The sequence below is a fragment of the Halopseudomonas pertucinogena genome, from assembly GCF_014646575.1.
Lineage (GTDB): Bacteria > Pseudomonadota > Gammaproteobacteria > Pseudomonadales > Pseudomonadaceae > Halopseudomonas > Halopseudomonas pertucinogena.
Genome location: NZ_BMNN01000004.1, coordinates 187,686 through 211,427 on the forward strand (window position 1 = coordinate 187,686; position 23,742 = coordinate 211,427).

The window sequence follows — 23,742 nt, forward strand, 5'->3', positions numbered from 1 at the left end:
TCAGTCGATCAGCGCCTGGACGGCGGCGATACCGGCCCGCAGTCGGGCAGGATCGGCAGAGCGCAGCGTCGCATGGCCTACCTTGCGCCCCGGCTTGAAGGCCTTGCCGTAATGGTGTGGATGGCAGTCGGCAATGGCGGTCAGTCGGGCCATGGCCGGGACTTCGCCGATGAAGTTGACCATGGCACTTTCACCGATCTTGCCGGTGGCGCCCAGCGGCAGCCCGGTGATCGCCCGCAGATGGTTCTCGAACTGGCTGCATCCGGCACCCTCGATGGTCCAGTGCCCGGAATTGTGGACCCGGGGCGCGATCTCGTTGGCCTTGAGACCGCTGTCCACCTCGAAGAACTCGAAGGCCAGCACGCCGACATAATCGAGCTTGTCCAGCACCCGCTCCGCGTAGTTCTCTGCCTGGGTCTGCAGGGGGTGATCGCTGCTGGCTACCGACAGCCGCAGGATGCCGTCTTCATGGGTGTTGTGGACCAGCGGATAGAAGCGGGTATCCCCGGTACGGCTGCGTACCGCGATCAGTGACACCTCGCCGGTGAAGGGGACGAACCCTTCGAGAATGCAGGGCACACTGCCCAGCTCGGCAAAGGCGCCGACAACGTCCTGCGGCTTACGCAATACCTTCTGACCCTTGCCGTCATAGCCCAGGGTGCGGGTCTTCATCACAGCGGGCAGACCGATCTGGCGTACTGCCTCGTCCAGATCCTGCTGGGACAGCACATTGGCAAATTCCGGGGTGGGGATGCCCAGATCGCGGAACATGGACTTCTCGAACCAGCGGTCCCGGGCGATACGCAGGGATTCCGCATCCGGATACACCGGCACGTACTGGGCAAGGAAGGCCACGGTTTCCGCGGGCACGCTCTCGAACTCGAAGGTCACCACGTCGGCACTTTCGGCCAGCCGCCTGAGCTGTTCGCGGTCGTCGTATTCGGCACACAGGTGGTCACCGAGCGCGGCGGCACAGGCATCGGCCGCCGGGTCGAGGAAGGCGAACTGCTGTCCCAGCGGGGTCCCGGCCAGTGCCAGCATGCGACCCAGCTGTCCACCACCAATGATGCCGATCTTCATGCTCACTTCCTCACGCCTGTCGTGGATCCGGGTTGTCCAGTACGGTTTCGGTCTGGTTGCTGCGGTAGCTCAGCAACGCCTCATGGAACTGCGGGTGGCGGCCGCCCAGAATGCTGGCAGCCAGCAGCGCGGCGTTGATCGCGCCGGCCTTGCCGATGGCCAGCGTGGCGACCGGCACGCCGGCGGGCATCTGCACGATGGACAGCAGCGAGTCAACGCCCGACAGCATGGATGACTGCACCGGCACACCCAGTACCGGCAGATGGGTCTTGGCGGCGCACATGCCCGGCAGATGCGCCGCGCCACCGGCGCCGGCGATGATCACCTCGATGCCCCGGTCGGCAGCCGCGGCGGCATAATCGAACAGCAGATCCGGCGTACGGTGGGCGGATACCACCTTCACCTCGTGGGGAATGCCCAGCTGCTCCAGCATGTCAGCCGTATGGCTCATGGTGGACCAGTCGGACCTGGAGCCCATGATCACGCCAACCAGTGCGGTCATTGTCGTGCCTCTTGATGACTGAAAATAAAGAGCCACGCGGCATGGCGTGGCTCGGGGTGTGCTGCAGGCCATGCGGCCGGAAAGCAGCGATTATAACGCAAAGCGACGCGTGGACCAGTCCGGCTGTCAATCGGTCAGTAACGCGGTCGAGGCGTGGCCATGGGCAGCGGACCGTCACCGATACGGCGGAACTCGCCCTTCTCGGTGTCGTAGGCACGGATCTGGCTGGTTTCGATGTCATACACCCAGCCATGGATGAACAGGTCGCCCCTGGCCAGCCGGGATGCCACCGACGGGTGGGTTGCCAGGTGGCCGAGCTGTGCCACCACGTTTTCCTCGGTGAGCACGCCAAGGGTATCGCAGTGCTCGTGACCGCAGTTTTCCTGCACCACGATCTTGGCGACCTCGGAATGCTGCAGCCAGGCCCGCACCGTGGGCATGCCGCGCAGCTGCTCGGGGTTGAGCACCGCCTTCATGGCGCCGCAGTCCGAGTGACCGCAGACGATGATGTGCTTCACGCCCAGGGCGACGACGGCGTACTCGATGGCAGTGGACACACCGCCGAGCATCTGCCCGTACGGTGGCACGACATTACCGACGTTACGGGTCACGAACAGATCCCCCGGCGAACTCTGGGTAATGAGTTCGGGCACCACCCTGGAGTCGGCGCAGGTGATGAACATCGCCTTGGGAGTCTGTTCAAAGGCCAGTTTGTGGAACAGCTCCTGCTGGTCCGGATAGACCACCTCGTGAAAATGCATGTAGCCATCGACGATCTGTTCGATGGCATCGTCCGTGCTCTTCAGCTTCTTGTAGGGCATGCGCTCGATCTCTGGTTTGGTTACGGGGAGCCAGAGGCTCCCCCTTTGTCTCAGCTCTCGATTTCGATCAGTATCTCGCCAGGGTTGACCCGGTCGCCCTTGGCCACATGCACGGCCTTGACGGTACCGTCGATGGCAGCCTGAATCTCGCTTTCCATCTTCATCGCCTCGCTGACCAGCACGGCCTGACCGGCCTTGACCCTGTCGCCTTCGGCCACCAGCACCTCGACGACGTTGCCGGGCATGCTGGTGGTCACATGGCCGGGCTTGCTGGCGCGCTCGCGGCTCTTGCCCGAACCGCCGACAAAGGTATTGAGCTCTTCGAGAACCACTTCTTCCGGCATGCCGTCGATACTCAGGTAGAAGTGACGACTGCCATCCCCTTTGACGCCCACGCCGGTGATATCGATACGGTAGCTTTCACCGTGTACATCGATCATGAACTCGGTGGCGACACCCTCGGCTGCAGCCGGGCGCTCGTCGCCATTGGGTACCGGCAGCAGCACCTCCGGCTCAAGGGTACCGGCGGCCCGCTCCTCAAGGAACTTGCGCCCGATATCCGGGAACATGGCGTAGGTCAGCACATCTTCCTCGCTCTTGGCCAGGCTGCCGATTTCATTGCGCAGGCGATCCATCTCCGGCTTCAGCAGATCCGCCGGCCGTACCTCGATCACCTGCTCGTCCCCGATGGCGCGCACCTGCACCTCGGGGTTGATGGCGCCCGGGGCCTGGCCGTAACGGCCCTGCAGATACAGCTTCACCTCGTTGGTGATGGTCTTGTAGCGCTCGCCGGCCAGCACGTTGAACACCGCCTGGGTGCCGACGATCTGCGAGGTCGGGGTCACCAACGGCGGATAGCCGAGGTCGGCCCGGACCCGGGGAATCTCCTCGAACACTTCGTTGATCCGGTTCAGCGCACCCTGCTCCTTGAGCTGGTTGGCCAGGTTGGACATCATGCCGCCCGGTACCTGATTGACCTGCACGCGGGTGTCCACGCCGGTAAAGGGGCTCTCGAACTGGTGGTACTTCTTGCGCACTTCCATGAAGTACATGCTGATCTCCTGGATCAGCTCCAGGTCCAGGCCGGTGTCATAGGGCGTGCCCTTGAGGGCGGCGACCATCGACTCGGTGCCCGGGTGGCTGGTGCCCCAGGCCATGGAGCCGATCGCCGTATCGATATTGTCGGCGCCGCATTCGATGGCCTTGAGCTGGCACATGGCGGCCAGACCGGCGGTGTCATGGGAGTGGATGAATACCGGCAGGCTGGTGGCCGCCTTCAACGCCTCGACCAGCTCCCCGGTGGCGTAGGGGGTCAGCAGGCCGGCCATGTCCTTGATGGCCAGCGAGTCGACGCCCATGGCTTCCAGGGTCTTGGCCTGCTCGACGAATACATCGACGGTATGCACCGGGCTGGTGGTATAGCAGATGGTGCCCTGGGCATGCTTGCCCGCCGCCTTGACGGCGGAGATGGCGGTGCGCAGGTTGCGTACGTCGTTCATGGCGTCGAAGATGCGGAACACGTCGATGCCGTTGACCGCTGCCTTGGCCACGAAGGCGCGCACCACATCATCGCTGTAGTGGCGGTAGCCGAGCAGGTTCTGGCCGCGCAGCAGCATCTGTAGGCGGGTATTGGGCAGCGCTGCACGCAGCTGGCGCAGCCGCTCCCAGGGGTCCTCCTTGAGAAAGCGCACGCAGGCGTCAAAGGTGGCGCCGCCCCAGACTTCCAGCGACCAGTAGCCGACCTGGTCCAGCTTCGGGCAGATCGGCAGCATGTCCTCGGTGCGCATGCGGGTGGCCAGCAGCGACTGGTGGGCGTCGCGCAGGATGGTATCGGTAACGTTGATGCGTTTCTTGCTCATGGTGCGTTCCTCATCAGCGGCAAGCGGCTGGCTTGCGGCTCGAAATCAAAGACCGGCGTAGGCTGCGATGGCGCCGGCGATAGCCAGGGCCAGGGCCTCGGGCTTGTTCTTGGTCGAGTAATTGGTCAGCTCCGGGTGGGTCTCGACGAAGCTGGTGTCGAATACCCCGCTGCGGAAGTCCGGGTTCTTCAGGATTTCCTGGTAATACAGCTCGGTGGTCTTGACCCCGTGCAGGTGCATGTCGTCCAGCGCCCGGTAGCCGCGGGCAATGGCGTCTTCCCAGTTGTTCGCCCAGACGATGAGTTTCAGGCACATCGAATCGTAGTACGGGGGAATGGTGTAGCCGGTGTAGATCGCCGTATCCACCCGCACGCCCGGGCCACCCGGCGCGTAGTAGCGGGTGATCTTGCCGAACGACGGCAGGAAGTCGTTCTTCGGGTCCTCGGCATTGATGCGGAACTGGATGGCGTAGCCGCGATGCTCGATATCCTCCTGCTTCATCGACAGCGGCAGGCCGGAGGCGATGCGGATCTGTTCTCGGACAATGTCGATCCCGGTGATCTGTTCGGTGATGGTGTGCTCCACCTGCACCCGAGTATTCATTTCCATGAAGTAGACTTCGTTGTCCGCCAGCAGGAATTCCACGGTGCCGGCATTCTCGTAGCCCACCGCCTGGGCGGCGCGCACCGCTAAGTCGCCGATGTAGGCGCGCTGCTCCGGCGTCAGCTGCGGGCTGGGAGCGATTTCGATCAGCTTCTGGTTGCGCCGCTGGATCGAGCAGTCGCGCTCGAACAGGTGCACGGTATTGCCGAAGCTGTCGGCCAGGACCTGCGCCTCGATGTGCTTGGGATTGACGATGCACTTCTCCAGGAACACATCAGCGGAGCCGAACGCCTTGGTGGCTTCGGAGATCACCCGGGGCCAGGCCTGGGTCAGCTCTTCCTTGCTGTTGCAGCGGCGGATACCGCGACCACCGCCGCCAGAGGTAGCCTTGAGCATGACCGGATACCCGACCCGCTCGGCTTCGGCCAACGCGTCCTCGAGACTCTCCAGGTTGCCTTCCGAACCCGGGGTGACCGGTACGCCGGCAGCAATCATGCTGCGCCGGGCCTCGGTCTTGTCACCCATGCGGGCAATCACCTCGGCCGAGGGGCCAATGAACTTGATGCCGCGCTCGGCACAGACCCGCGCCAGCTCGGCATTTTCGGACAGGAAGCCGTAGCCCGGGTGCAGCGCATCACAGCCGGTCTCCACCGCCAGATTGACCAGCTGGCGGGCGTTCAGGTAGCCGGCCAGCGGGTCACTGCCGACGTTGTAGGATTCGTCCGCGCGCTTCACATGCAGCGCATAGCGATCCGCATCGGAGTGGATGGCCACCGAGCGAATGCCCATCTCCGCGCACGCGCGGACAATACGCACTGCAATCTCGCCACGGTTGGCAATCAGGATTTTCTTGATCACGTCCCTTTCCTCTGTTGGTGATCGGGGGTAACCAAACATACCGCCGCTGCGCAAATGATGAAAAATGAATAATAGTTGGACGTGGCATAAGTAATTACTAATATAGGTCAACGTACCCATGAGAGAGATTCGGCATGCGCAAGGAATTACAGCGGATAACCCTGCGCCAGCTGCAGGTATTCCAGGCGCTGTGCAGCAACCTGTCCTACAGCCGTACCGCGGAGGAAATGGCCCTTACTCAGCCAGCGGTGAGTCTGCAGATGCGCCAGCTGGAGGAGCTGGTAGGCCAGCCGCTGTTCGAATATGTCGGGCGCAAGCTCTATCTGACCGAGGCGGCCAATCTACTGTTGGCCGCCAGCGAGGAAATGTTCAAGCGTCTGGAAATTCTCGACATGCAGCTGGCTGCGTTGCAGGGCACCCTGCAGGGCGAGCTGCGCCTCGCGGTGGCCAGCAGTATCCAGTACCTTACTCCCCATCTGCTGGCCGCCTTTCGACAGCGGCATCCGCAGGTGAGCTTCCGTCTGGAGGTCAGCACCCGCGCCGAGGTCATTCGACGCCTGCGGGAAAATCGCGACGATGTGGTACTGATGGGCATGGTACCGGCGGACCGGGCGCTGGATTTCTTCCCTTTCCTGAACAACCCGGTCATCGCGGTGGCCGCCCCGGATCACCCCCTGGCCAGTGCCGCGCAGCTGAAGCTGGCTGAGCTGGAGTCGCAGATGGTCCTGCTGCGTGAAGTCGGGTCCGGGGTGCGCAAGGCTTGCGACGAGTTCTTCCAGCAAAAGCGCGTTCACCTGCAGCACGTCATGCAGATGGGCTCGGAGGAAACCGTGGTGCAGTCGGCGATCGCCGGGCTGGGCATCGGGCTGGTTTCCGGGCATAGTGCCGCGCCCTGGGTGCAGAACGGCCAGCTGGTGCGGCTGGATTTCATCGATCTGCCGCTGTATCGCAGCTGGTGCGCGGTTCATGCCCGGGGGAAACGGCTCAGTCCGGTGGCCGAGGCGTTCCTCAACTTCCTGCGCGAGGAGCGGACGCTGATCAAGCAAATGGCTGAACCGTTTGCCTGACCGAAGCCTGCCGCCGGGTGCCAGCTGACAGCGTGGCGGCGGCGTGCTTGAATTGAAGCAATGCGCTCCATGCGGAATAACGACAAGGCGCGTGCTGCAGACGCGGGCGTCATCTCACATTCGAATAGGAAATACGATAATGGGTCTGGTCCTGATACTGATCGCATTGATTGTCTTTATCGTCATGGCGACCACACGCTGGAAGCTGCATCCCTTTCTGGCTCTGCTCGGTGCGGCCCTGCTGGCGGGTTTTGCCTACCAGTTACCGACCCTGGAAATCACCGGCCACATCACCCGGGGCTTCGGCAACATCCTCGGTTACATCGGTATCGTCATCGTCTTCGGAACCATCATCGGGGTCATCCTCGAGCGCAGCGGCGCCGCCATCACCATGGCTGAAACGGTGATCCGCCTGCTGGGAGAGCGCTTTCCCACCCTGACCATGTCCATTACCGGCTACCTGGTCTCCATTCCGGTGTTCTGCGACTCGGGCTACGTCATTCTCAACTCGCTGAAGAATGCCCTGGCCGCGCGCATGAAGATCTCGGTTGTGGCAATGAGCGTGGCCCTGGCTACCGGCCTGTATGCCACCCATACCTTTGTGCCACCGACCCCCGGCCCGATTGCCGCGGCGGGCAACCTGGGGCTGGAATCCAATCTCGGGCTGGTGATTGGTGTCGGCCTGCTGGTAGCCCTGGTCACTGCCCTGGCCGGTATGTTCTGGGCCAATCGTTTTATCCACAAGGAAATCGAACTGGTGGAAGATGGCGCGCCGATCATCGATAGCGACGCCTATCAGACCATGCGCGATAGCTACGGCGTGCTGCCGGGCCCGGCCAAGGCTTTCGCTCCCATCTTCGTGCCCATTGCCCTGATTTGCCTGGGCACGGTGGTCAACCTGCCGGCTCGCCCGGTGGGTGAGGGAATGATCTATACCCTGTTCGCCTTCCTGGGCCAGCCGGTAGTCGCCCTGGCGATCGGCCTGGGCCTGGCCTGCACCCTGCTCAAATCCTCCAACAAGCGTCAGGAACTGCAGGACCGGGTAACCGAGGGTATCATCGCGGCGGCGCCCATCCTGCTGATTACCGGCGCCGGCGGTGCCTTTGGCGCGATCCTGAGCGCCACGCCGCTGGGTGATTATCTGGGTCAGACGTTGTCCGGGCTGGGTATTGGCCTGTTCATGCCGTTCCTGGTGGCGGCCGGTCTGAAAACGGCTCAGGGTTCCAGCACGGTATCCCTGGTCACCACCTCGGCCCTGGTCGCTCCGCTACTCGGTCAGCTCGGTCTGGACAGCGAGATGGGCCGGGTGCTTACCGTTATGGCGATCGGCGCTGGCGCGATGACCGTCTCCCACGCCAACGACAGCTTCTTCTGGGTGGTCACCCAGTTCAGCCGGATGAAGGTTGCCACGGGGTATCAAGCGCAGACTGCGGCCACCCTGATCCAGGGCGTGGTGGGCATGCTCACCGTGTGGCTGCTCAGCTTGGTGCTGCTGTGATGAAACTGGTTATCGCTCCCGACTCGTTCAAAGAAAGTATATCGGCCGAACGGGTCGCCCTGGCCATCGCTGCGGGTTGGCGCGAGGTATTTGCCGAGGCGGATATACGGCTGTGCCCCATGGCCGATGGTGGGGAAGGATCGGTGGAGGCTGTGCTGTCCGCCACCGGCGGTGAGCGGCGGGAACTGCAGGTATGCGGCCCGCTCGGTATCCCAGTGACGGCCCATTGGGGCTGGCTGCCGGACGAGCGGCAGGCGGTGATCGAGATGGCGGCTGCCAGCGGTTTGCATTGGGTAGCCCCAGACCAGCGCGATGCCCGCGTCACCACCACTTACGGTACTGGCGAACTGGTGCTTGCCGCGCTGGAAGCAGGGGCGCGGCGCATCATTCTGGGCATCGGTGGCAGCGCTACCAATGACGGCGGGGCGGGGTTGCTGGAGGCCCTGGGGGCCAGGCTGCTGAATGAAGAAGGGCAACCCATCGACCGCGGCGGAGCGGCATTGACCGACCTGCAGCGTATCGAGCTGGCGGGGCTGGATACTCGGTTGGCTGCTACCGAAATCATCATCGCTGCGGATGTGGATAACCCGCTTTGCGGACCGCACGGAGCCTCCCATGTGTTTGGCCCGCAGAAGGGCGCCAGTGCCGACCAGGTGGAGCAGCTGGACCACGCGTTGAGTCACTTTGCCGATGTCATGGCGGCTGCGCTGGGCCAGGACTACCGGGATGTGCCGGGCGTCGGCGCCGCCGGCGGGCTGGGATTTGCCGCCCGTGCGGTGCTGGGTGCCCGGTTCCGTCCGGGGATAGAGCTGGTGGCTGAGCTGTCCGGGCTGGCCGAGGCAGTGCAGGGGGCGGATCTGGTGATTACCGGAGAAGGGCGCCTGGATGGTCAGAGTCTGCACGGCAAGACGCCCGTCGGTGTCGCCCGTATCGCCCGCGCCGCCGGCGTGCCGGTGATAGCCCTGGCGGGCAGTCTGGGGGAGGGATATCAGCGGCTGTATGAGGCGGGCATAGACGCGGCCTTCAGTCTGGTACCCGGCCCGCTCAGTCTGGAGCAGGCCATGCTGGAGGGCGAGCAGCAGCTCCAGGCCCGCGCCGGTGATATAGCCCGCCTGTGGCGTCTTGCCGCCCGTCGCTGAACTTCCGTGACGGCGTCGACAGCGTGCCGATTATCAATTGCGAATGATTATCACTGAGAGTATATTTCTGTCAGTCCCCATCCCGGGGCATGACAGGAGAACAAGAAATGCATAACCCGTTTCGTCTGTTTGTTGCCGCTGTTGCCATCAGCCTCAGCGCCGCCAGCTGGGCCGACAGCGACCGTCCGGCCCACGCCAAGGGCGAGCCGTCGGAAACGCTGCAGCAGGCCGTCAGCAATCTGAGCGAATACAACGACAAACTCGACACGCTGCTGGCGAAGGGCGAATTGAACGCCCAGGACATGCATGAGGTGCACATGCTGACCTACACGCTGGAAAACGCCCTGCAGAAGATCCAGGCAGACCTGGAGGAAACAGCCGCGGTGCTCGAGGAAGTGCACATCGCCTCCGAAACCAACAAGCCCGAGGTGGTGAAGGAAAAAGGCCAGGTGTATCTGCAGAGCACCCGTACCCTGGTGAAGTGACCCCCTGCGCCACATGTTGGCCGTGACGGCCCTCATGTTGCCAGTGGACAGAAGGTCAGCGTCTGGTCAGGCGGGTACGCCCAGGCTGCGCAGGTAATCATCGTAGCTGCCGCTGAAATCGGTCACCCCATCGGCGGACAGCTCGATGATGCGGGTGGCCAGGGAGCTGACGAATTCCCGGTCATGACTGACGAAGATCAGCGTGCCGGGGTAGTTCTCCAGTGCCAGGTTCAGCGCTTCAATGGACTCCATGTCCAGGTGGTTGGTCGGCTCGTCCATGACCATCACGTTGGCCCGCTGCAGGATCAGCTTGCCGAACAGCATGCGGCCCTGCTCACCCCCGGAAATCACCTTCACCGATTTCTGGATCTCATCGTTGGAAAACAGCATCCGCCCCAGGGTGCCGCGCACTACCTGTTCGCCGCCCTGGGTCCACTGGGCCATCCACTCGAACAGCGTCCAGTCATCCCTGAAGTCATCGGCATGGTCCTGAGCGAAGTAGCCGATATCGGCACTTTCTGCCCATTTCACCTCGCCCGCCATGGGCGCCATCTCGCCGACCAGGGTACGCAGCAGGGTGGTCTTGCCGATACCGTTGGGGCCGATGATCGCCACCCGCTCGCCCGCCTCGATCTGCAGGCTGAGGTTTCTGAACAGCACCTCACCGTCATAACCCTGACTGACCTGATCCAGCGTCACCGCCTGACGGTGCAGCTTCTTGTGCTGGTCGAAACGGATGAACGGGCTGACCCGGCTGGAGGGCTTGACCTCATCAAGCTGGATCTTGTCGATCTGCCGGGCGCGGCTGGTGGCCTGCTTGGCCTTGGAGGCGTTGGCCGAGAAACGGCTGACGAACTGCTGTAGCTCGGCGATCTGCGCCTTCTTCCTGGCGTTGTCCGACAGCAGGCGCTCCCGGGCCTGGGTGGCAGCGGTCATGTACTCGTCATAATTGCCGGGGAACAGCCGCAGCTCGCCGTAATCCAGGTCCGCCATGTGCGTGCACACACTGTTGAGGAAGTGGCGGTCGTGAGAAATGATGATCATGGTGCTGTTGCGGGTCTTCAGCACGTCTTCCAGCCAGCGGATGGTGTGGATATCCAGGTGGTTGGTCGGCTCGTCGAGCAGCAGCACATCCGGATCGGAGAACAGCGCCTGGGCCAGCAGCACCCGCAGCTTCCAGCCGGGGGCCACCTCGCTCATCGGGCCGAAGTGCTGTTCCAGCGGGATACCCAGACCCAGCAGCAGCTCACCGGCACGGGACTCGGCGGTATAGCCGTCCAGCTCGGCAAACTGCACCTCCAGCTCAGCCACGGCCATGCCGTCCTCCTCGCTCATTTCCGCCAGCGAATAGATGCGGTCGCGCTCGGCCTTGATCCGCCACAGCTCGGCGTGGCCCATGATCACCGTGTCGATCACGCTGGAGTCTTCATAGGCGAACTGGTCCTGACGCAGCTTGCCCAGACGGGTGTTGGGCTCGAGCATTACCTGACCAGAGGAGGGCTCCAGCTCGCCACCGAGAATCTTCATGAAGGTCGACTTGCCACAGCCATTGGCGCCGATCAGACCGTAGCGGTTGCCGTTGTTGAATTTGACGGAGACATTCTCGAACAGCGGGCGGGCGCCGAACTGCATGGTGATATTGGCGGTGGAAATCAAGGGACGAGTACCTGCGGCAGAAAGGGATGGACGGTCCGCGAGGGGCGGCGGCGCATTGTAAAGGCTGCAGCGTCGCAGGAATAGCAGAGGTTGCTTCTGCAGATGGACGGGCGATTGCAGCACCCACCAGCGTACCCCGACGTAGGGACCAGAGCCCGGGACGATGGCGTGCGCAGCTCGCCTCACGGCGGTGTCCGCTCGAACGCCGCCGCCAGATAATCAATCATCACCCGCACCTTGGCGGGCGGGCGGCGATCCGGCGGATAGAGCACATGGATGCCGCCCAGCTTCACCACCGGCTTGTCCAGTTCCAGCTCCACCAGCTGCCCCTGTTTCAACGCCGTGCCGACGATGAAGTGCGGCTGATAGATGATGCCCTGGCCGGCCACCGCCGCGGCCAGTAACGCGTCGCCATTGTTGGCCAGCAGATCACCGTTGATCGGCACCCTGAATTCCCCCTCCGTCCCGAACGCCCAGTGGTGACTGTCCTGCATGGCTGACAGGGTGTAGCTCAGACAGTTGTGCTGGGCCAGATCGTTCACGGTGCGTGGGAGCCCCCGTTGATCGAGATAGTCCGGTGCTGCGCACACCTTCATGCAGCTGTCACCCAACTGGCGGGTCTGCAGCGGGCTGTCGGCCAGCCGTCCGATGCGAATGGCCAGGTCCCAGCTGCCCTCGATGAGATCAACATGGGTGTCGCTCAGGCCAAGCTCGACCCGGACCTCGGGATGCAGGTGGCTGAAGGCAGGAATCAGCGGCGCTATGAAACGGGTACCGAAGGACAGCGGCAGGTTCATGCGCAGCAACCCGGTAGCCTTGATGCGCTGGGAAGCGGCCTCCGCCTCGGCCTCGTCAATCTCCGGCAGGATGCGCTGGCAGGCTTCAAGGTAGTTGCTGCCGGCCTCGGTCAGGCTCAGGCGTCTGGTCGTGCGATGGAACAGCTTGACCCCCAGCCGTGCCTCCAGCGCGTTGACGTGCTTGGTTGCCATAGCCGGTGACATGCCCAGATGGCGTGCAGCGGCGGATAGACTGCCGGCGCTGGCGGCGCGCACGAACACCCGCATACTGGTTATACGATCCATCTCTATTTCCTACCCAGAGTATAAAGTGTTGGTCTGAACTGGCCGGTTCTCCTACCTCAAGCTAGGGGAGATACTACAGCCATGCAAATGAGGAGGTAGTCATCATGCAAACTGACCAGGCAACACGCCAACCGGTATTGTTCATTCCACATGGCGGCGGCCCCTGTTTCTTCATGGACTGGAATCCCGCCGATACCTGGGTGGGCATGGGTCATTTTCTCAGGAGCGTGGCCAGCACCCTGCCGCGCAAGCCCAGCGCCATTGTCATGGTCTCGGCCCACTGGCTAGAAGCGCAGTTCCGCGTGACCGGTCATGCCCGACCGGAACTGATCTACGACTATTACGGCTTCCCGCAGCATACCTATGAGCTGACCTATCCAGCTCCGGGTGCACCGCAACTGGCCGAGCAGATTGTACAGACGCTGAACGACGAAGGGCTGGAAGCCGCAGTCGATCCCGAGCGGGGCTTTGACCATGGCATGTTCATTCCGCTGAAGCTGGTATTCCCGGCGGCGGATATCCCCGTCATCCAGCTGTCCCTGCGTCGGGATCTGGATCCTGCCGCGCACCTGGCGGTGGGCCGGGCCCTGGCCGGTCTGCGAGATCAGAACGTGCTGATCATCGGCAGCGGCATGAGCTTTCACAACATGCGGGCCTATGGCGATGCGCGTTTCACTGCGGTATCCGCCGAGTTCGATGAGTGGTTGACCAGTACGGTGGAAAGCCCGGCGCAGGAGCGCGACGAGCTGCTGCGCAATTGGGCGAAGGCGCCCCAGGCCTACCAATGTCACCCCCGGGGAGATGAGGAGCACCTGATCCCTTTGATGGTGGCCGCCGGCGCCGGTGGTGGCGAGCCGGGGCAGAAGATCTATTCGGAAACGGTCATGCAGACCGTCATTTCAGCATTCCGCTTCGGTTGATAACCGCATCCACAAGACATGGAGATACATAAAATGATCATTGATCTTTCAGGCAAGACAGCCATCGTAACCGGTTCCACTGGCGGTATCGGTCTGGCCATCGCCGAGAGCATAGCGGGATGAGCACCGCCAGTGCAGACATCCGGACCGGGCAGCCGGTCCGGATAATGAATCGCCTGTGCAGGCACTGGGGACACAAGTTTCCGGTCGAGCTCGGTGAACAGCAAAGCACCATCACCTTGCCGCTGGGTATATGCCGTATGGTCTGTACGGATATACTGCGGGTGGACCTGCACAGCGATGACCAGCAGATGGCGCAGCTGCAGCAGGTAGTTGCTGATCATCTGTCACGCATGGCGGGTTCGGAGCAGCTGACCATTGACTGGCGACAGCCGGGCCTGAAAATGACCGAAGGTGGGAAAGGAACAGAACATGAATGATTCAAAAGAGCGCTACGGCGGCATTACCCGGTTGTTTCACTGGGGCATGGGATTGCTGATCGTCTGGCAATTCCTGAAATTCTTCGACCGCATCAACGATGGTGAGCACTGGGTGGGCCAGAACCTGGTGTCCTGGCATATTTCCATCGGCTCGGTATTGCTGGTGCTGATCGTGCTGCGCATCCTCTGGGCCGCTACCCAGAGGAATAACCGCCCCGAGCAGGATCCGGCGACCGCGCTGCTGGTCAAGGCCGGCCACGGTCTGCTCTATCTGGCCATGCTGCTGCTGCCCGTTACCGGGGTCATGATCATGATCGGCAACGGTTTCGGCTGGGCGCCCTTCGGCATGGAAATCGTCGCCGGAGACGGGCCGGAGATCGGCTGGATGGCCACGCTGGGCAGCATGCATTCGCTGCTCGCCTGGTCACTACTGATCCTGGTCATCGGCCATGTGGGGATCGCTCTGCTGCACCACTTCGTCAAGAAGGATGGCGTGCTGCGGCGCATGCTCTGACCGGCAATGATCTGCATCGCTGCGCCCCCACCATGGGGGCGCAGCGCGTTCTGCAGCTTGTCACTGGCCGGGTCCGCAACAAGGGTCAATAATCAGCTACATCTTCCGATGAGAGGTATTGCCCTTGGCTTCCAGTCTGCTGGCCCTGCTTGACGATATTGCCACCCTGCTCGATGACGTCTCGGTCATGAGCAAGGTGGCGGCAAGGAAAACCGCCGGGGTGCTGGGTGACGACCTGGCACTCAACGCCCAGCAGGTCACCGGCGTCAGGGCCGAGCGCGAGCTGCCGGTGGTCTGGGCGGTGGCCAAGGGCTCGTTCCGCAACAAGTTCATCCTGGTGCCCGGTGCCCTGCTGATCAGTGCCTTCATCCCCTGGCTGGTCACCCCGCTGCTGATGCTGGGCGGCGCCTTTCTCTGCTATGAAGGCTTTGAGAAGCTGGCGCACCGGTTCCTGCACGACGATACCGAAAAGCGTGCCGAGAAGCTGGCGGCGCTGGCCGACCCCGCCACCGACATGGTTGCCTTTGAACGGACCAAGATCCGTGGCGCGGTGCGCACCGACTTCATTCTGTCAGCGGAGATCATCGCCATCACTCTGGGGACCGTCGCTGCCGCCACCTTCACCACCCAGGTGCTGGTACTGTCGACCATCGCCCTGGCGGTCACCGTTGGGGTGTATGGCCTGGTCGCCGGCATCGTGAAGATCGACGACGCCGGGCTGGCGCTGACCGAGCGCGACAGCGCCGCATTGCAGAAACTGGGGCACGGCCTGCTGTGGCTGGCGCCCTGGCTGATGAAAACGCTGTCGGTGGTAGGCACTGCGGCCATGTTCATGGTCGGCGGCGGCATCCTCACCCATGGTTACCATGCGCTGGGCCACTGGATCGAGAACACGGCCGAACACACGCTGGATCTGCCATGGATCGGCTCGGTACTGGGCGGTCTGCTCCCGACCCTGATGTCGGCGGCGGTCGGCGTTGTGGCGGGGGCGGTGATCTTCGGCGTCGTCACCTTGGGCAGCAGACTGTTCGGCCGTTCGACCGAGCACCCGGGTTGAAAGCCGGAACGACCGCAACACCGGCCTGTCTCATGATCACGGAATAGCAACCCATCACCGGAGGTAGCACATGAAACCGCAGAACTGGCTGATAGTGGCGGCGGCGCTGGCCGCAGGCAGTGTCCACGCCGCTTCGCAGGAAGTGACCATCAACCTGGTGGATGCCGAGGGCACCCAGGAGGCCATCGGCACCATCGAGATCAGCGAAACCGAACATGGCCTGCTGTTTACCCCCGATCTGAAATCCCTGCCGGGCGGTGTGCATGGTTTCCATGTGCATGAAAACGGCAGCTGCGATGCGGCGGAGAAGGACGGCAAGATGGTCCCCGCCCAGGCCGCTGGCGGGCATTATGATCCGCAGGACACCGGCAAACATGCAGGGCCCTACGGTGACGGCCATCTGGGCGACCTGCCCGCGCTGTACGTGAACGAGGACGGCACGGCGGACTACCCGGTGCTGGCTCCGCGCATCAAGAAGCTGGATGAGATCAAGGGCAAGGCGTTGATGATTCATGCGGGGGGCGACAACCACGCTGATCATCCGGAACCGCTGGGTGGTGGCGGAGCGCGGGTGGCCTGTGGGGTGATCTGACCTTTGTAGTCGCCTCAGTCCGACCCACTGTGCGAGATGGAACTCGCACCTGCATAGGGTTGCCGTTGCCGTCACTTATTGTTCAGCGCACCACCAGCCGCTTCATCCAGTCCAGCAATACCGTAGGCAACAGCTCCGGGCGCGGCAGCAGGGCGTAGTTCCGTGCGCCGAAGATGCGCGGCAGGTAGGCCGGGGCCTGGCGGTCGATGGTCAGGCAGAAGGCGGAAATGCCCTGCAGGCTGGCCTCGGTGACGGCCTGGCGCATGTCCTCCACGCCGTACTGGCCTTCGTAGATATCCCTGTCATTGGGCTTGCCGTCGGACAGCACCAGCAGCAACCGGTGGCTGGCCTGCTGGCGCAGCAGATCCTGGCTGGCGTGACGGATGGCGGCGCCGGCGCGGGTGTAGTGCTCCGGCTCCAGTGAGCTGATGCGCAGCGCCACATCGTTACCGAATGGCTCATCGAAGGTCTTGATCTGCCGGACGATCACCGCATCCGGTCCCTCCCCGGAAAACGCCTGGATCGACCAGGGCTCGCCCAGCCCGTCCAGAGCGAAACTCACCAGCAGCAGGGCTTCGCGCTCCACATCGATGATGCGCTTGCTGGTGGAGACCCAGCTGTCGGTGGAACCGCTGATATCGATCAGCAGCGTGATCGCAAGGTGGCGCTCCGCGGTGCGGCGGGTCTGGTACAGCGCATCGGACAGGCTGCCGCCGGCACGGAAGTCTGCGTAGCTGTCGATATACGCCTGCAGGTCGATGTCGTCACCGTCCAGTTGCCTGCGGTGGGTAACGCGCCGTGCGCTGAGCATCTCGAAGCGGCGGCGGATCTGGTTCAGCAGGCTGCGGTGCTCCTCCAGCGTCTCATCGACCCATTGCTGCGAGCCGGGCAGATTGGGCAGCACATGCAGGGTGGCGCCGGGCTGGCGGTAGGCCTGGATGCGGCAATCCCATTCGGGATACTGCAGGCCGCCGCCCTCGCGGATGGCGGTCTTCAGCTGCATGGCGGTATTGGTATCCGGTGGATCGTCGGAAATCAGCACCTCCTTCGAGCTTCCGGGTGTGGACACCAGGCGGGCCTGGGAGAGCTCGGAAAGCATGTCGCCATACTCGTCTGCGCTGATGTCCTCGTCCCTGTCCACCGGGCGGTTCAGACCCAGCGGATCTTCCGCCTGCTGGTGCGGCTCGTCCAGCTGGACCATGAGAATGCCCGGGTCCCTGTCATCATCTTCACCTTCTTTCGCCTCGCGCACTTCCGGCCGGCGCAGCAGGTGGGAACTGCGGGAGGGCTCGCTGGAGACCTGTGGCTCGCCTGGCTCGCCCTCGGCCGGCATGTCATTGCGACTGGCGCTGGCGGGTGACCGCAGCTCGCCGGTCCACCAGTCCCTGAGCAGGGGGGCATCGCCACCGCGCCTGTCCTGCGGGTCCAGGCCGAGGCGTTGCAGCACGTCAAGCGACAGCCTGACCGACTCCAGCGGCGAGGGGCTGTGCGGCAGCGCAGCGCAGGCCGCACCGGGAGAGGTGCGCAACAGTTGCTGCAGCAGAGCCTCCAGCGGCCGCCGGACCGGCGAGAAGGTGCGCAGTTCGGGGCGGCGCTGCAGCGCGAACTGCCGCAGCCGGCCGATACCCGGTGCCATCCCGGGAAGCTGGCGCAGCAGATCGAAGTCGGCCGCCCAGGCTTCCAGCAGCAGAAACGCATCCGCCTGCAGCGCCGGCCATTGCGGATCGACCAGCCCGGCGCTGCCGCGCTGGGCACGGGCCGCCTGTTGCAGGGCCATGACCCGGTACAGCTCATTGCCCAGCGCGAGATCCTCGATGCCGGAATCCACCGGCAACCACAGCCGCTCGCCGTTGGTGGCGGGGATCGGTTGTTTCAGCCAGGGGGCCTGCACGCGGCGGAAGAACCGCGCCAGCATGGTCGGGTGCGGCGGCCGCTGGGCAGCGCGGATCTGCAGGGTGGTGCCGCACAGCGCGGTGATCAGCAGGTCCAGACGCGGCGCGACATCCACCAGCATGGCGGTGGGCGGGCCGGGCGGCGGTGGCCGGTAGCGCAGCCAGAGTCTGCGGATATGGATGGTGGCATGGCGGGCGGCGTCGCTGAGCAGGTCCTCCGGTTCAGCCATGGCGGCCTGTCCTCCGCTCAGACAAAGGTGGCGTCGACCAGATCACGCAGGGCGTCGACCATTGAGGACTCGTCGGACAGCGGCGAGACAATGGCGGCGTAGCAGGCCTCACGCAGGGGGATGCCGGAGGCCATGAGGGTGCCCGCCGCAATCAGCAGGCGGGTACTGGGCACCTCGGCCAGACCGCGGTCACGCAGCTGGCGGATACGTTCGGCCAGTGATACCAGCCCGTTGGCAGCGGCCTGGTCCACGCCGCTTTCATGCTGGACGATGCGCGCTTCCAGCTCCGGCGGCGGAAAGTCCAGATCCATGGCGACAAAGCGCTGACGGGTGCTGGGTTTGAGATCCTTGAGCATGCGCTGGTAACCGGGGTTGTAGGAAATCACCAGCTGGAATCCGGGCGCGGCCTGCAGTACCTCTCCGGTCTTGTCGATCGGCAGGATCCGTCGATGGTCGGTCAGGGCGTGCAGCACCACCACGGTGTCCTGTCGGGCCTCGACCACTTCATCCAGGTAGCAGATGGCGCCTTCGCGCACCGCCCGGGTGAGCGGACCGTCCTGCCATACGGTGCCGTCATGCTGGATGAGAAAGCGTCCGATGAGATCGCTGGCGGCCAGATCATCGTGGCAGGGCACGGTGATCAGCGGGCGGCCCAGCTTCCAGGCCATGTGTTCGACAAAGCGCGTCTTGCCGCAGCCGGTCGGCCCCTTGAGCATGACCGCCAGACCGCGGGCGTGACACTGCTCGAACAGCGCCACCTCGTTGCCGGTGGGATGATACCAGGGCCCCTCGACAGCACCGGCAGCGAGTCCCGGTACCGGTTCATTCATGCCCATCTCACACCACGCGGCCGACGGCAATGTCATTGTCAGCGACGCCCGGTTCGGTGACATCCAGCCGCGGCCGGTAACGGAAGAAGTCGTAGATGAACAGTCCGACGCCGGTGGAGAACAGGCTGGCGCAGACGATCAGCATGACGAAGTGGATCTGGATCTTCAGCTGGGCATCGAGATAGCCCATGCCCATGATCCGCTCGAGATAGACCTGACCGATACCGGCGGTAGCGAAGGAGATGGTCATCCCGAACATGCCGGCCAGCTGCAGCCAGAATGCCCAGTAGCCGATGCTGGTGCCCTTCTCCGGGCGCCCGTGGGTGAGGGACGGCATGGCATAGGTGATCATGGCCAGGCAGATCATCGCATAGGCCCCATAGAAGGCTGCATGGCCGTGCATGGCCGTGATCAGCGTGCCGTGGGTCCACTTGTTGATACTCGGCCAGGTATGGGCCAGACCCAGCAAGCCGGCGCCGAACAGCGTGAAGATGGTGCTGCCCAGGGTCCAGTGCAGCGCCAGCACGTTGGGGTGGGACATGCCCGAGCGGCGCATGGCGCCGTAGGCGTACATGGCCATGCCGACGATGGCCAGCGGCTCCAGCGCGCTGAAGAACCCGCCGATCGGCAGCCAGTAATAGGGGACGCCGACCCAGTAGTAATGGTGGGCGGTACCGAGAATGCCGGCCAGGAATACCAGCCCGACGATCACGTAGAGCCACTTCTCCAGTACCTCGCGGTCGGCGCCGGACAGGCGGATCAGCAGGTAGGCAAGGAAGGCCCCCATGATCATCATCCATACCCCTTCCACCCACAGGTGGATGGTCCACCAGCGATAGAAGATCGAAACGGTATAGTTCTCGTAATGCAGCAGTGCCGGTACGAACAGCACGGCGGTGCTGACGATCCCCAGTACCAGTACCCCTTCGGTGGTGGTGAAGCGTCCCGACCTCTTGATGGTCATGCCGATGTTGTAGATGAAGATCGCGAAGCACACGACCATGATCAGCTTGTGCGGCAGGGGCTGTTCCAGCAACTTGTTGCCAGTGCCATAGCGGAACAGATAACCGATGACCGCCGCCACGCCCATGCCGGTCCACAGCACCAGCTGGATATAGGCGAGCCTGGTGCTGTGCAGTTCGGTGCGCGATTCATCCGGCACCAGCCAGTAGGTGGCGCCCATGAATCCGGTGATCACCCAGACGATCAGCAGGTTGGTGTGGATCGTCTTGGTCACGTCAAAGGGCAGTATGTACAGCAGCGGGTCGGGGCCGAGGTACTTGGTGGCAGACAACAGACCGAACACCAGTTGCAGGCCGAACAGCACCATGGCTACAGCGAAGTACCAGTAGGCGACTGACTGTGACTTGTAGCGCATTGTTATTCTCCGTCATTTCCATATTGCCGCGCCGGGTCTGGCGCGGCCGTCGCGGGCGTCACTTGAGCGTGGCCAGGAAGGCGACCAGCTGCTCGATCTCGTCCTCGCTCAGGCTTTCACCATAGGTGTTCGGCATGAACGAGGTCCCGTTGGCCGAATACATCCCACCGATGTTGATGTGGGCGCTGGGCTCGATAATCGACTCGCGGATGTAGCCTTCCACATCGGTCGCCTGGCCGGTGTAATCGGAGGAGCCCACCAGCAGCTCGGCGCGGGTGGCGACACCCGCCAGGCTCGGACCGGCGCCATCGGCGCCCGGAGCCAGGGAGTGGCACGCCACGCAGCCCGGCACGGCGGTGCGGAATACGTTCTCTCCGAGCGCGCGGATATCATCATCCGGGCCGACCGGGCGTACACCTACGGAAGTGGAGCCGGTCTGCAGTGCTGCAGCATCGCCGGCACCACCGGATCCGGCCACGGCGGTAAAGCCGCCCGTCACCAGGATCGGCCTGGGTGGCCAGCCCTGATTGTCAACATTGGCGACCCAGTCGAGGAATCTGATCAGGTTGGTGATCTCCTCATCGCTGAGGTTCTGCTGGGGCATCAGCCGCCGATGCTTCTGCTCGTCATAGAAAGCGGCGGGATCACGCATGTACGCCTGCAGGTAGGCTTCGCCGCGGTGCTGGGTGATCTTGGTCAGGTCCGGGGCATAATAGGCGCCCTCGCCAAAGAGGGTATGGCAGTTGATGCAGTTGTACTTGTGCCACACGTCCTTGCCGTGGGTCACCTCGGGGGTGATGTTCTCGGCATTGGTCAGGTCGGGAAACTGGCGGTGACTGTCGAGGGTCAGCCCGAGGAATACCACTGCCGCGGCAATGGTCGCGCCCCAGGCGAAGATTCTGGCTTGGCGGTTGTTCATGATGGCGGCCCCGTCAGACGTTGATGCCGGTCCAGTGCAGGCCGGTCATGATGAAGGCATACAGGGCGGAAATCAGCATCAGGGCCAGTACAGCGAAGCTCAGGATGCGCACGGGTTTGTACAGGTCTTTGAGTTGCATACCGTACTCCTTGGCGTAAGGTGCAGCTTTTTTTGATTATTGGTCTACAGGATAGACGCTAATCGCATTTCCGCAGGAATCGGCAGGAGCAGGGCGCTTGATGGATGCCCGGATGGTCAGTCGCGGTAGAACACCTGCACCAGATGCCAGCCGAACTGGGTTTTCACCGGGCCGTGAATCACCTTCAGCGGCTTTCGGAAAATGATCTGGTCGATGGCGCGTACCATCTGTCCTGGACGCACCTCGCCGAGGTCGCCGCCGCGCTTTTTCGAGGGGCAGGTGGAGTGCCTGCGCGCCAGCACATCGAATGCCTCGCCGGCGGCAAGGCGCTTCTTCAGCGCCAGGGCTTCGGCCTCGGTACCGACCAGAATGTGACGGGCCATGGCAATCGGCATTGGCTGGCTGCTCCTTATTCCAGGCGGGTGGGTGGGAGGTAGACGGTGAAGTCGTTGATCGGCTGCACCAGTACGCTGTACGGCTGTTGCTGCTCGGCCTGGCTGACCAGCCCAAGCCGGTCGAACACCGCGAAGCGGGCGTTGATCAGTTGCGCCGGCTGCACCCGCAGTCGGTCATGCCAGACACGATAGGCGCCCAGCTGGCGGTCGCGCAAACGATGGTAGAAGCCCACCAGCGGGTGCGTCAGATAGAACAGCGCGGTCTCCTCATCGGCGAAACCGGGGTAGGCCTCGGTGTGGCCGGTGTGCTGACGCAACTGCAGCTGGGCGTGGCCCCACGCCGAAGCGGTATGCATGTGGTAGCGCTGGTAGCGCTGCCCACTGCCGTCCAGCTGGCAATCGAAGCGGGTACGGGCGGCATGCCAGGGCTGTTGCCAGACGTACCGCGGCACCGGCAGGGTCCAGGAGTCCAGGGTGGTGCCGAAAAACCACACCGCCCTTTCACCGGTGTGCTGGTCGATGATGTAGGCACGGTAGTCCACCTGGGCCATTTCCAGTCGGGGCGAGGAATGGGCCGCCAGGCGGAAATTGACGTTGAGAAAGGGTACCGCCGATACCAGCGCCTGCTCCCGTCCCCCGATGAGAATGGTGTCGAGCCGGAAGCGCGGCGGGATCATCCCGGTCAGCCTGGCCGGATCGATGGCATAGGTGATGATCGCGAAGTGCTTGAGCTGGCATTGAACGTTGATGCCCGAGACCGGCGGCCGGGGTACGGCCAGTTCGGCAAAGCGCAACCGCTGGGCGGGGTGCCGGGAGAAGGGGCTGGCGTCGTGCTCGGTGGGCGCGGGGCCGCGGCTGACGTCTTGCATGGGGTTCAGTCCTGAGGTTCGTTGCTGCGTGTGACCTTGTTGGACAAGCGCAACCCGCGCAAGCTCCGCTTGACGTTCTTCAGGTGGTGGACCAGCTCCGGTCCGCGACGCATGGCCATGCCCATGGCCAGTACGTCGATCACCACCAGATGGGCGATGCGGGACGACAGGGGGGTATAGATATCGGTGTCCTCCGTCACATCGATGGGAATGTGTATCTGGCCCAGGTCGGCCAGCGGTGTATTGCTCGGGCACAGGGCGATCAACGTGGCCCCTGCTTCCACCACCAGCGTGGAGGTATGAAGCAGGTCCTTGGTGCGGCCGGTCTGGGAGATTGCCACGGCGACATCATAGGGTCCGAGGGTCACCGCAGACATCGCCTGCATGTGCGGATCAGAGTAGGCGGCCGTGGACACCTGCAGCCGGAAGAACTTGTGCTGGGCATCGCTGGCCACCGCACCGGAGGCACCGAAGCCGTAGAATTCCACCCGCCGGGCCTCGGCCATCGCCAGAATGGCCTGCTCCATCGCATCGGCATCCAGACTCTCGCGCACATCCATCAGCGTCGCCAGGGTAGTATCGAAGATCTTCTGCGACAGCTCTTCGATATTGTCGTCCTCGCTGATCGAGAACTGGCCGAAGCTGGCGCCGGCGGCCAGACTCTGCGCCAGCTTGAGTTTCAGATCCTGGAAGCCGCTGCAGCCGATGGCACGGCAGAAGCGCACGATGGTCGGCTCGCTGACGCCCACCTCCCGCGCCAGGTCGGCCATGGAGGAGTGCATCACCTGGGCGGCGTTGGCGAGAACGTGGTCGGCAACCTTCAGCTCCGACTTGCGGAGGGACTGGCGATTGCCTGCAATATGTTGGAGCAAGTTCACGGCGGCTTCATGATAGTCTGCGGATCGGGGGTGCTGATG

Annotated in this window: 24 protein-coding genes and 1 pseudogene; 10 read left to right on the plus strand and 15 right to left on the minus strand. The window is 63.5% G+C overall.

Going from position 1 to position 23,742, the window contains the following annotated elements; genetic code table 11:
* From IEW63_RS10360 to IEW63_RS10380, 5 genes are all read right to left on the minus strand, one after another.
* Positions 1 to 1,080, minus strand: a complete 1,080-nt coding sequence (locus tag IEW63_RS10360; RefSeq protein ID WP_188636543.1) for a 5-(carboxyamino)imidazole ribonucleotide synthase — start codon at positions 1,078 to 1,080, stop codon at positions 1 to 3.
* Positions 1,081 to 1,090: 10 nt separating this feature from the next.
* Entirely contained in the window at positions 1,091 to 1,582 is a 492-nt protein-coding gene (gene purE, locus IEW63_RS10365) for a 5-(carboxyamino)imidazole ribonucleotide mutase (protein WP_188636544.1), read from the minus strand.
* Positions 1,583 to 1,716: 134 nt separating this feature from the next.
* Entirely contained in the window at positions 1,717 to 2,403 is a 687-nt protein-coding gene (locus IEW63_RS10370) for a carbonic anhydrase (protein ID WP_188636545.1), read from the minus strand.
* Between the two features lie 50 nt (positions 2,404 to 2,453).
* On the minus strand, positions 2,454 to 4,262 hold the full coding sequence (oadA, locus tag IEW63_RS10375) for a sodium-extruding oxaloacetate decarboxylase subunit alpha (RefSeq protein ID WP_188636546.1): 1,809 nt from the start codon (positions 4,260 to 4,262) through the stop codon (positions 2,454 to 2,456).
* A 45-nt stretch (positions 4,263 to 4,307) separates the two neighbouring features.
* Positions 4,308 to 5,723 carry an acetyl-CoA carboxylase biotin carboxylase subunit gene (locus tag IEW63_RS10380; protein WP_188636547.1) on the minus strand — a complete coding sequence of 472 codons (1,416 nt, stop codon included), beginning with the start codon at positions 5,721 to 5,723 and terminating at the stop codon, positions 4,308 to 4,310.
* Between the two features lie 134 nt (positions 5,724 to 5,857).
* On the opposite strand from IEW63_RS10380, the gene IEW63_RS10385 reads away from it, so the two are divergent.
* From IEW63_RS10385 to IEW63_RS10400, 4 genes are all read left to right on the plus strand, one after another.
* Entirely contained in the window at positions 5,858 to 6,790 is a 933-nt protein-coding gene (locus tag IEW63_RS10385) for a LysR family transcriptional regulator (protein WP_188636548.1), read from the plus strand.
* Positions 6,791 to 6,929: 139 nt separating this feature from the next.
* The gene (locus IEW63_RS10390; protein WP_188636549.1) at positions 6,930 to 8,288 is read left to right on the plus strand and encodes a GntP family permease; all 1,359 of its coding nucleotides are present in this window, start codon (positions 6,930 to 6,932) and stop codon (positions 8,286 to 8,288) included.
* The gene (locus IEW63_RS10395; RefSeq protein WP_188636550.1) at positions 8,288 to 9,427 is read left to right on the plus strand and encodes a glycerate kinase; all 1,140 of its coding nucleotides are present in this window, start codon (positions 8,288 to 8,290) and stop codon (positions 9,425 to 9,427) included. The genes IEW63_RS10390 and IEW63_RS10395 overlap by 1 nt, the downstream gene beginning before the upstream one ends.
* A gap of 107 nt (positions 9,428 to 9,534) precedes the next feature.
* Positions 9,535 to 9,912 (plus strand): DUF6746 family protein, encoded by a 378-nt coding sequence (locus tag IEW63_RS10400; protein ID WP_188636551.1) that lies wholly within the window; start codon positions 9,535 to 9,537, stop codon positions 9,910 to 9,912.
* Positions 9,913 to 9,978: 66 nt separating this feature from the next.
* Here the strand turns inward: IEW63_RS10400 and IEW63_RS10405 are convergent, their stop codons facing one another.
* Positions 9,979 to 11,568 carry an ABC-F family ATPase gene (locus tag IEW63_RS10405; RefSeq protein WP_188636552.1) on the minus strand — a complete coding sequence of 530 codons (1,590 nt, stop codon included), beginning with the start codon at positions 11,566 to 11,568 and terminating at the stop codon, positions 9,979 to 9,981.
* A 182-nt stretch (positions 11,569 to 11,750) separates the two neighbouring features.
* Positions 11,751 to 12,650: a LysR family transcriptional regulator gene (locus tag IEW63_RS10410; RefSeq protein WP_188636553.1), complete on the minus strand. Its 900-nt coding sequence runs from the start codon at positions 12,648 to 12,650 to the stop codon at positions 11,751 to 11,753.
* Between the two features lie 104 nt (positions 12,651 to 12,754).
* Here IEW63_RS10410 and IEW63_RS10415 point away from each other — a divergent pair, with 104 nt between their 5' ends.
* From IEW63_RS10415 to sodC, 6 genes and pseudogenes are all read left to right on the plus strand, one after another.
* Positions 12,755 to 13,570 (plus strand): DODA-type extradiol aromatic ring-opening family dioxygenase, encoded by an 816-nt coding sequence (locus IEW63_RS10415; protein ID WP_188636554.1) that lies wholly within the window; start codon positions 12,755 to 12,757, stop codon positions 13,568 to 13,570.
* 33 nt (positions 13,571 to 13,603) lie between these two features.
* Positions 13,604 to 13,687 (plus strand): annotated as a pseudogene (locus IEW63_RS14750) (oxidoreductase); the annotation flags it as partial.
* 50 nt (positions 13,688 to 13,737) lie between these two features.
* On the plus strand, positions 13,738 to 14,010 hold the full coding sequence (locus IEW63_RS10425) for a DUF2218 domain-containing protein (RefSeq protein WP_229710447.1): 273 nt from the start codon (positions 13,738 to 13,740) through the stop codon (positions 14,008 to 14,010).
* Positions 14,003 to 14,524 (plus strand): cytochrome b, encoded by a 522-nt coding sequence (locus IEW63_RS10430; protein ID WP_188636556.1) that lies wholly within the window; start codon positions 14,003 to 14,005, stop codon positions 14,522 to 14,524. The genes IEW63_RS10425 and IEW63_RS10430 overlap by 8 nt, the downstream gene beginning before the upstream one ends.
* Before the next feature lie 124 nt (positions 14,525 to 14,648).
* A complete protein-coding gene (locus IEW63_RS10435) occupies positions 14,649 to 15,581 on the plus strand; it encodes a DUF808 domain-containing protein (RefSeq protein WP_188636557.1) in 933 nt (310 codons plus the stop codon).
* A 70-nt stretch (positions 15,582 to 15,651) separates the two neighbouring features.
* Positions 15,652 to 16,173, plus strand: a complete 522-nt coding sequence (gene sodC / locus IEW63_RS10440; protein WP_188636558.1) for a superoxide dismutase family protein — start codon at positions 15,652 to 15,654, stop codon at positions 16,171 to 16,173.
* Between the two features lie 82 nt (positions 16,174 to 16,255).
* Here sodC and IEW63_RS10445 read toward each other — a convergent pair whose 3' ends face one another.
* From IEW63_RS10445 to hexR, 8 genes are all read right to left on the minus strand, one after another.
* Entirely contained in the window at positions 16,256 to 18,295 is a 2,040-nt protein-coding gene (locus IEW63_RS10445) for a nitric oxide reductase activation protein NorD (protein WP_188636559.1), read from the minus strand.
* 17 nt (positions 18,296 to 18,312) lie between these two features.
* Positions 18,313 to 19,125 carry a CbbQ/NirQ/NorQ/GpvN family protein gene (locus IEW63_RS10450; RefSeq protein WP_188636560.1) on the minus strand — a complete coding sequence of 271 codons (813 nt, stop codon included), beginning with the start codon at positions 19,123 to 19,125 and terminating at the stop codon, positions 18,313 to 18,315.
* 7 nt (positions 19,126 to 19,132) lie between these two features.
* Positions 19,133 to 20,503 (minus strand): cbb3-type cytochrome c oxidase subunit I, encoded by a 1,371-nt coding sequence (locus tag IEW63_RS10455; protein WP_188636561.1) that lies wholly within the window; start codon positions 20,501 to 20,503, stop codon positions 19,133 to 19,135.
* A 58-nt stretch (positions 20,504 to 20,561) separates the two neighbouring features.
* The gene (locus IEW63_RS10460) at positions 20,562 to 21,422 is read right to left on the minus strand and encodes a c-type cytochrome (RefSeq protein WP_188636562.1); all 861 of its coding nucleotides are present in this window, start codon (positions 21,420 to 21,422) and stop codon (positions 20,562 to 20,564) included.
* Positions 21,423 to 21,435: 13 nt separating this feature from the next.
* Positions 21,436 to 21,561, minus strand: a complete 126-nt coding sequence (locus IEW63_RS14730; protein WP_272872592.1) for a hypothetical protein — start codon at positions 21,559 to 21,561, stop codon at positions 21,436 to 21,438.
* A gap of 116 nt (positions 21,562 to 21,677) precedes the next feature.
* Positions 21,678 to 21,956, minus strand: a complete 279-nt coding sequence (locus IEW63_RS10465; protein WP_188636563.1) for a peptidylprolyl isomerase — start codon at positions 21,954 to 21,956, stop codon at positions 21,678 to 21,680.
* Positions 21,957 to 21,970: 14 nt separating this feature from the next.
* The gene (locus tag IEW63_RS10470) at positions 21,971 to 22,825 is read right to left on the minus strand and encodes a DUF2071 domain-containing protein (protein WP_188636564.1); all 855 of its coding nucleotides are present in this window, start codon (positions 22,823 to 22,825) and stop codon (positions 21,971 to 21,973) included.
* A 5-nt stretch (positions 22,826 to 22,830) separates the two neighbouring features.
* Entirely contained in the window at positions 22,831 to 23,703 is an 873-nt protein-coding gene (gene hexR, locus IEW63_RS10475; RefSeq protein ID WP_188636565.1) for a transcriptional regulator HexR, read from the minus strand.
* Positions 23,704 to 23,742: the final 39 nt, after the last annotated feature.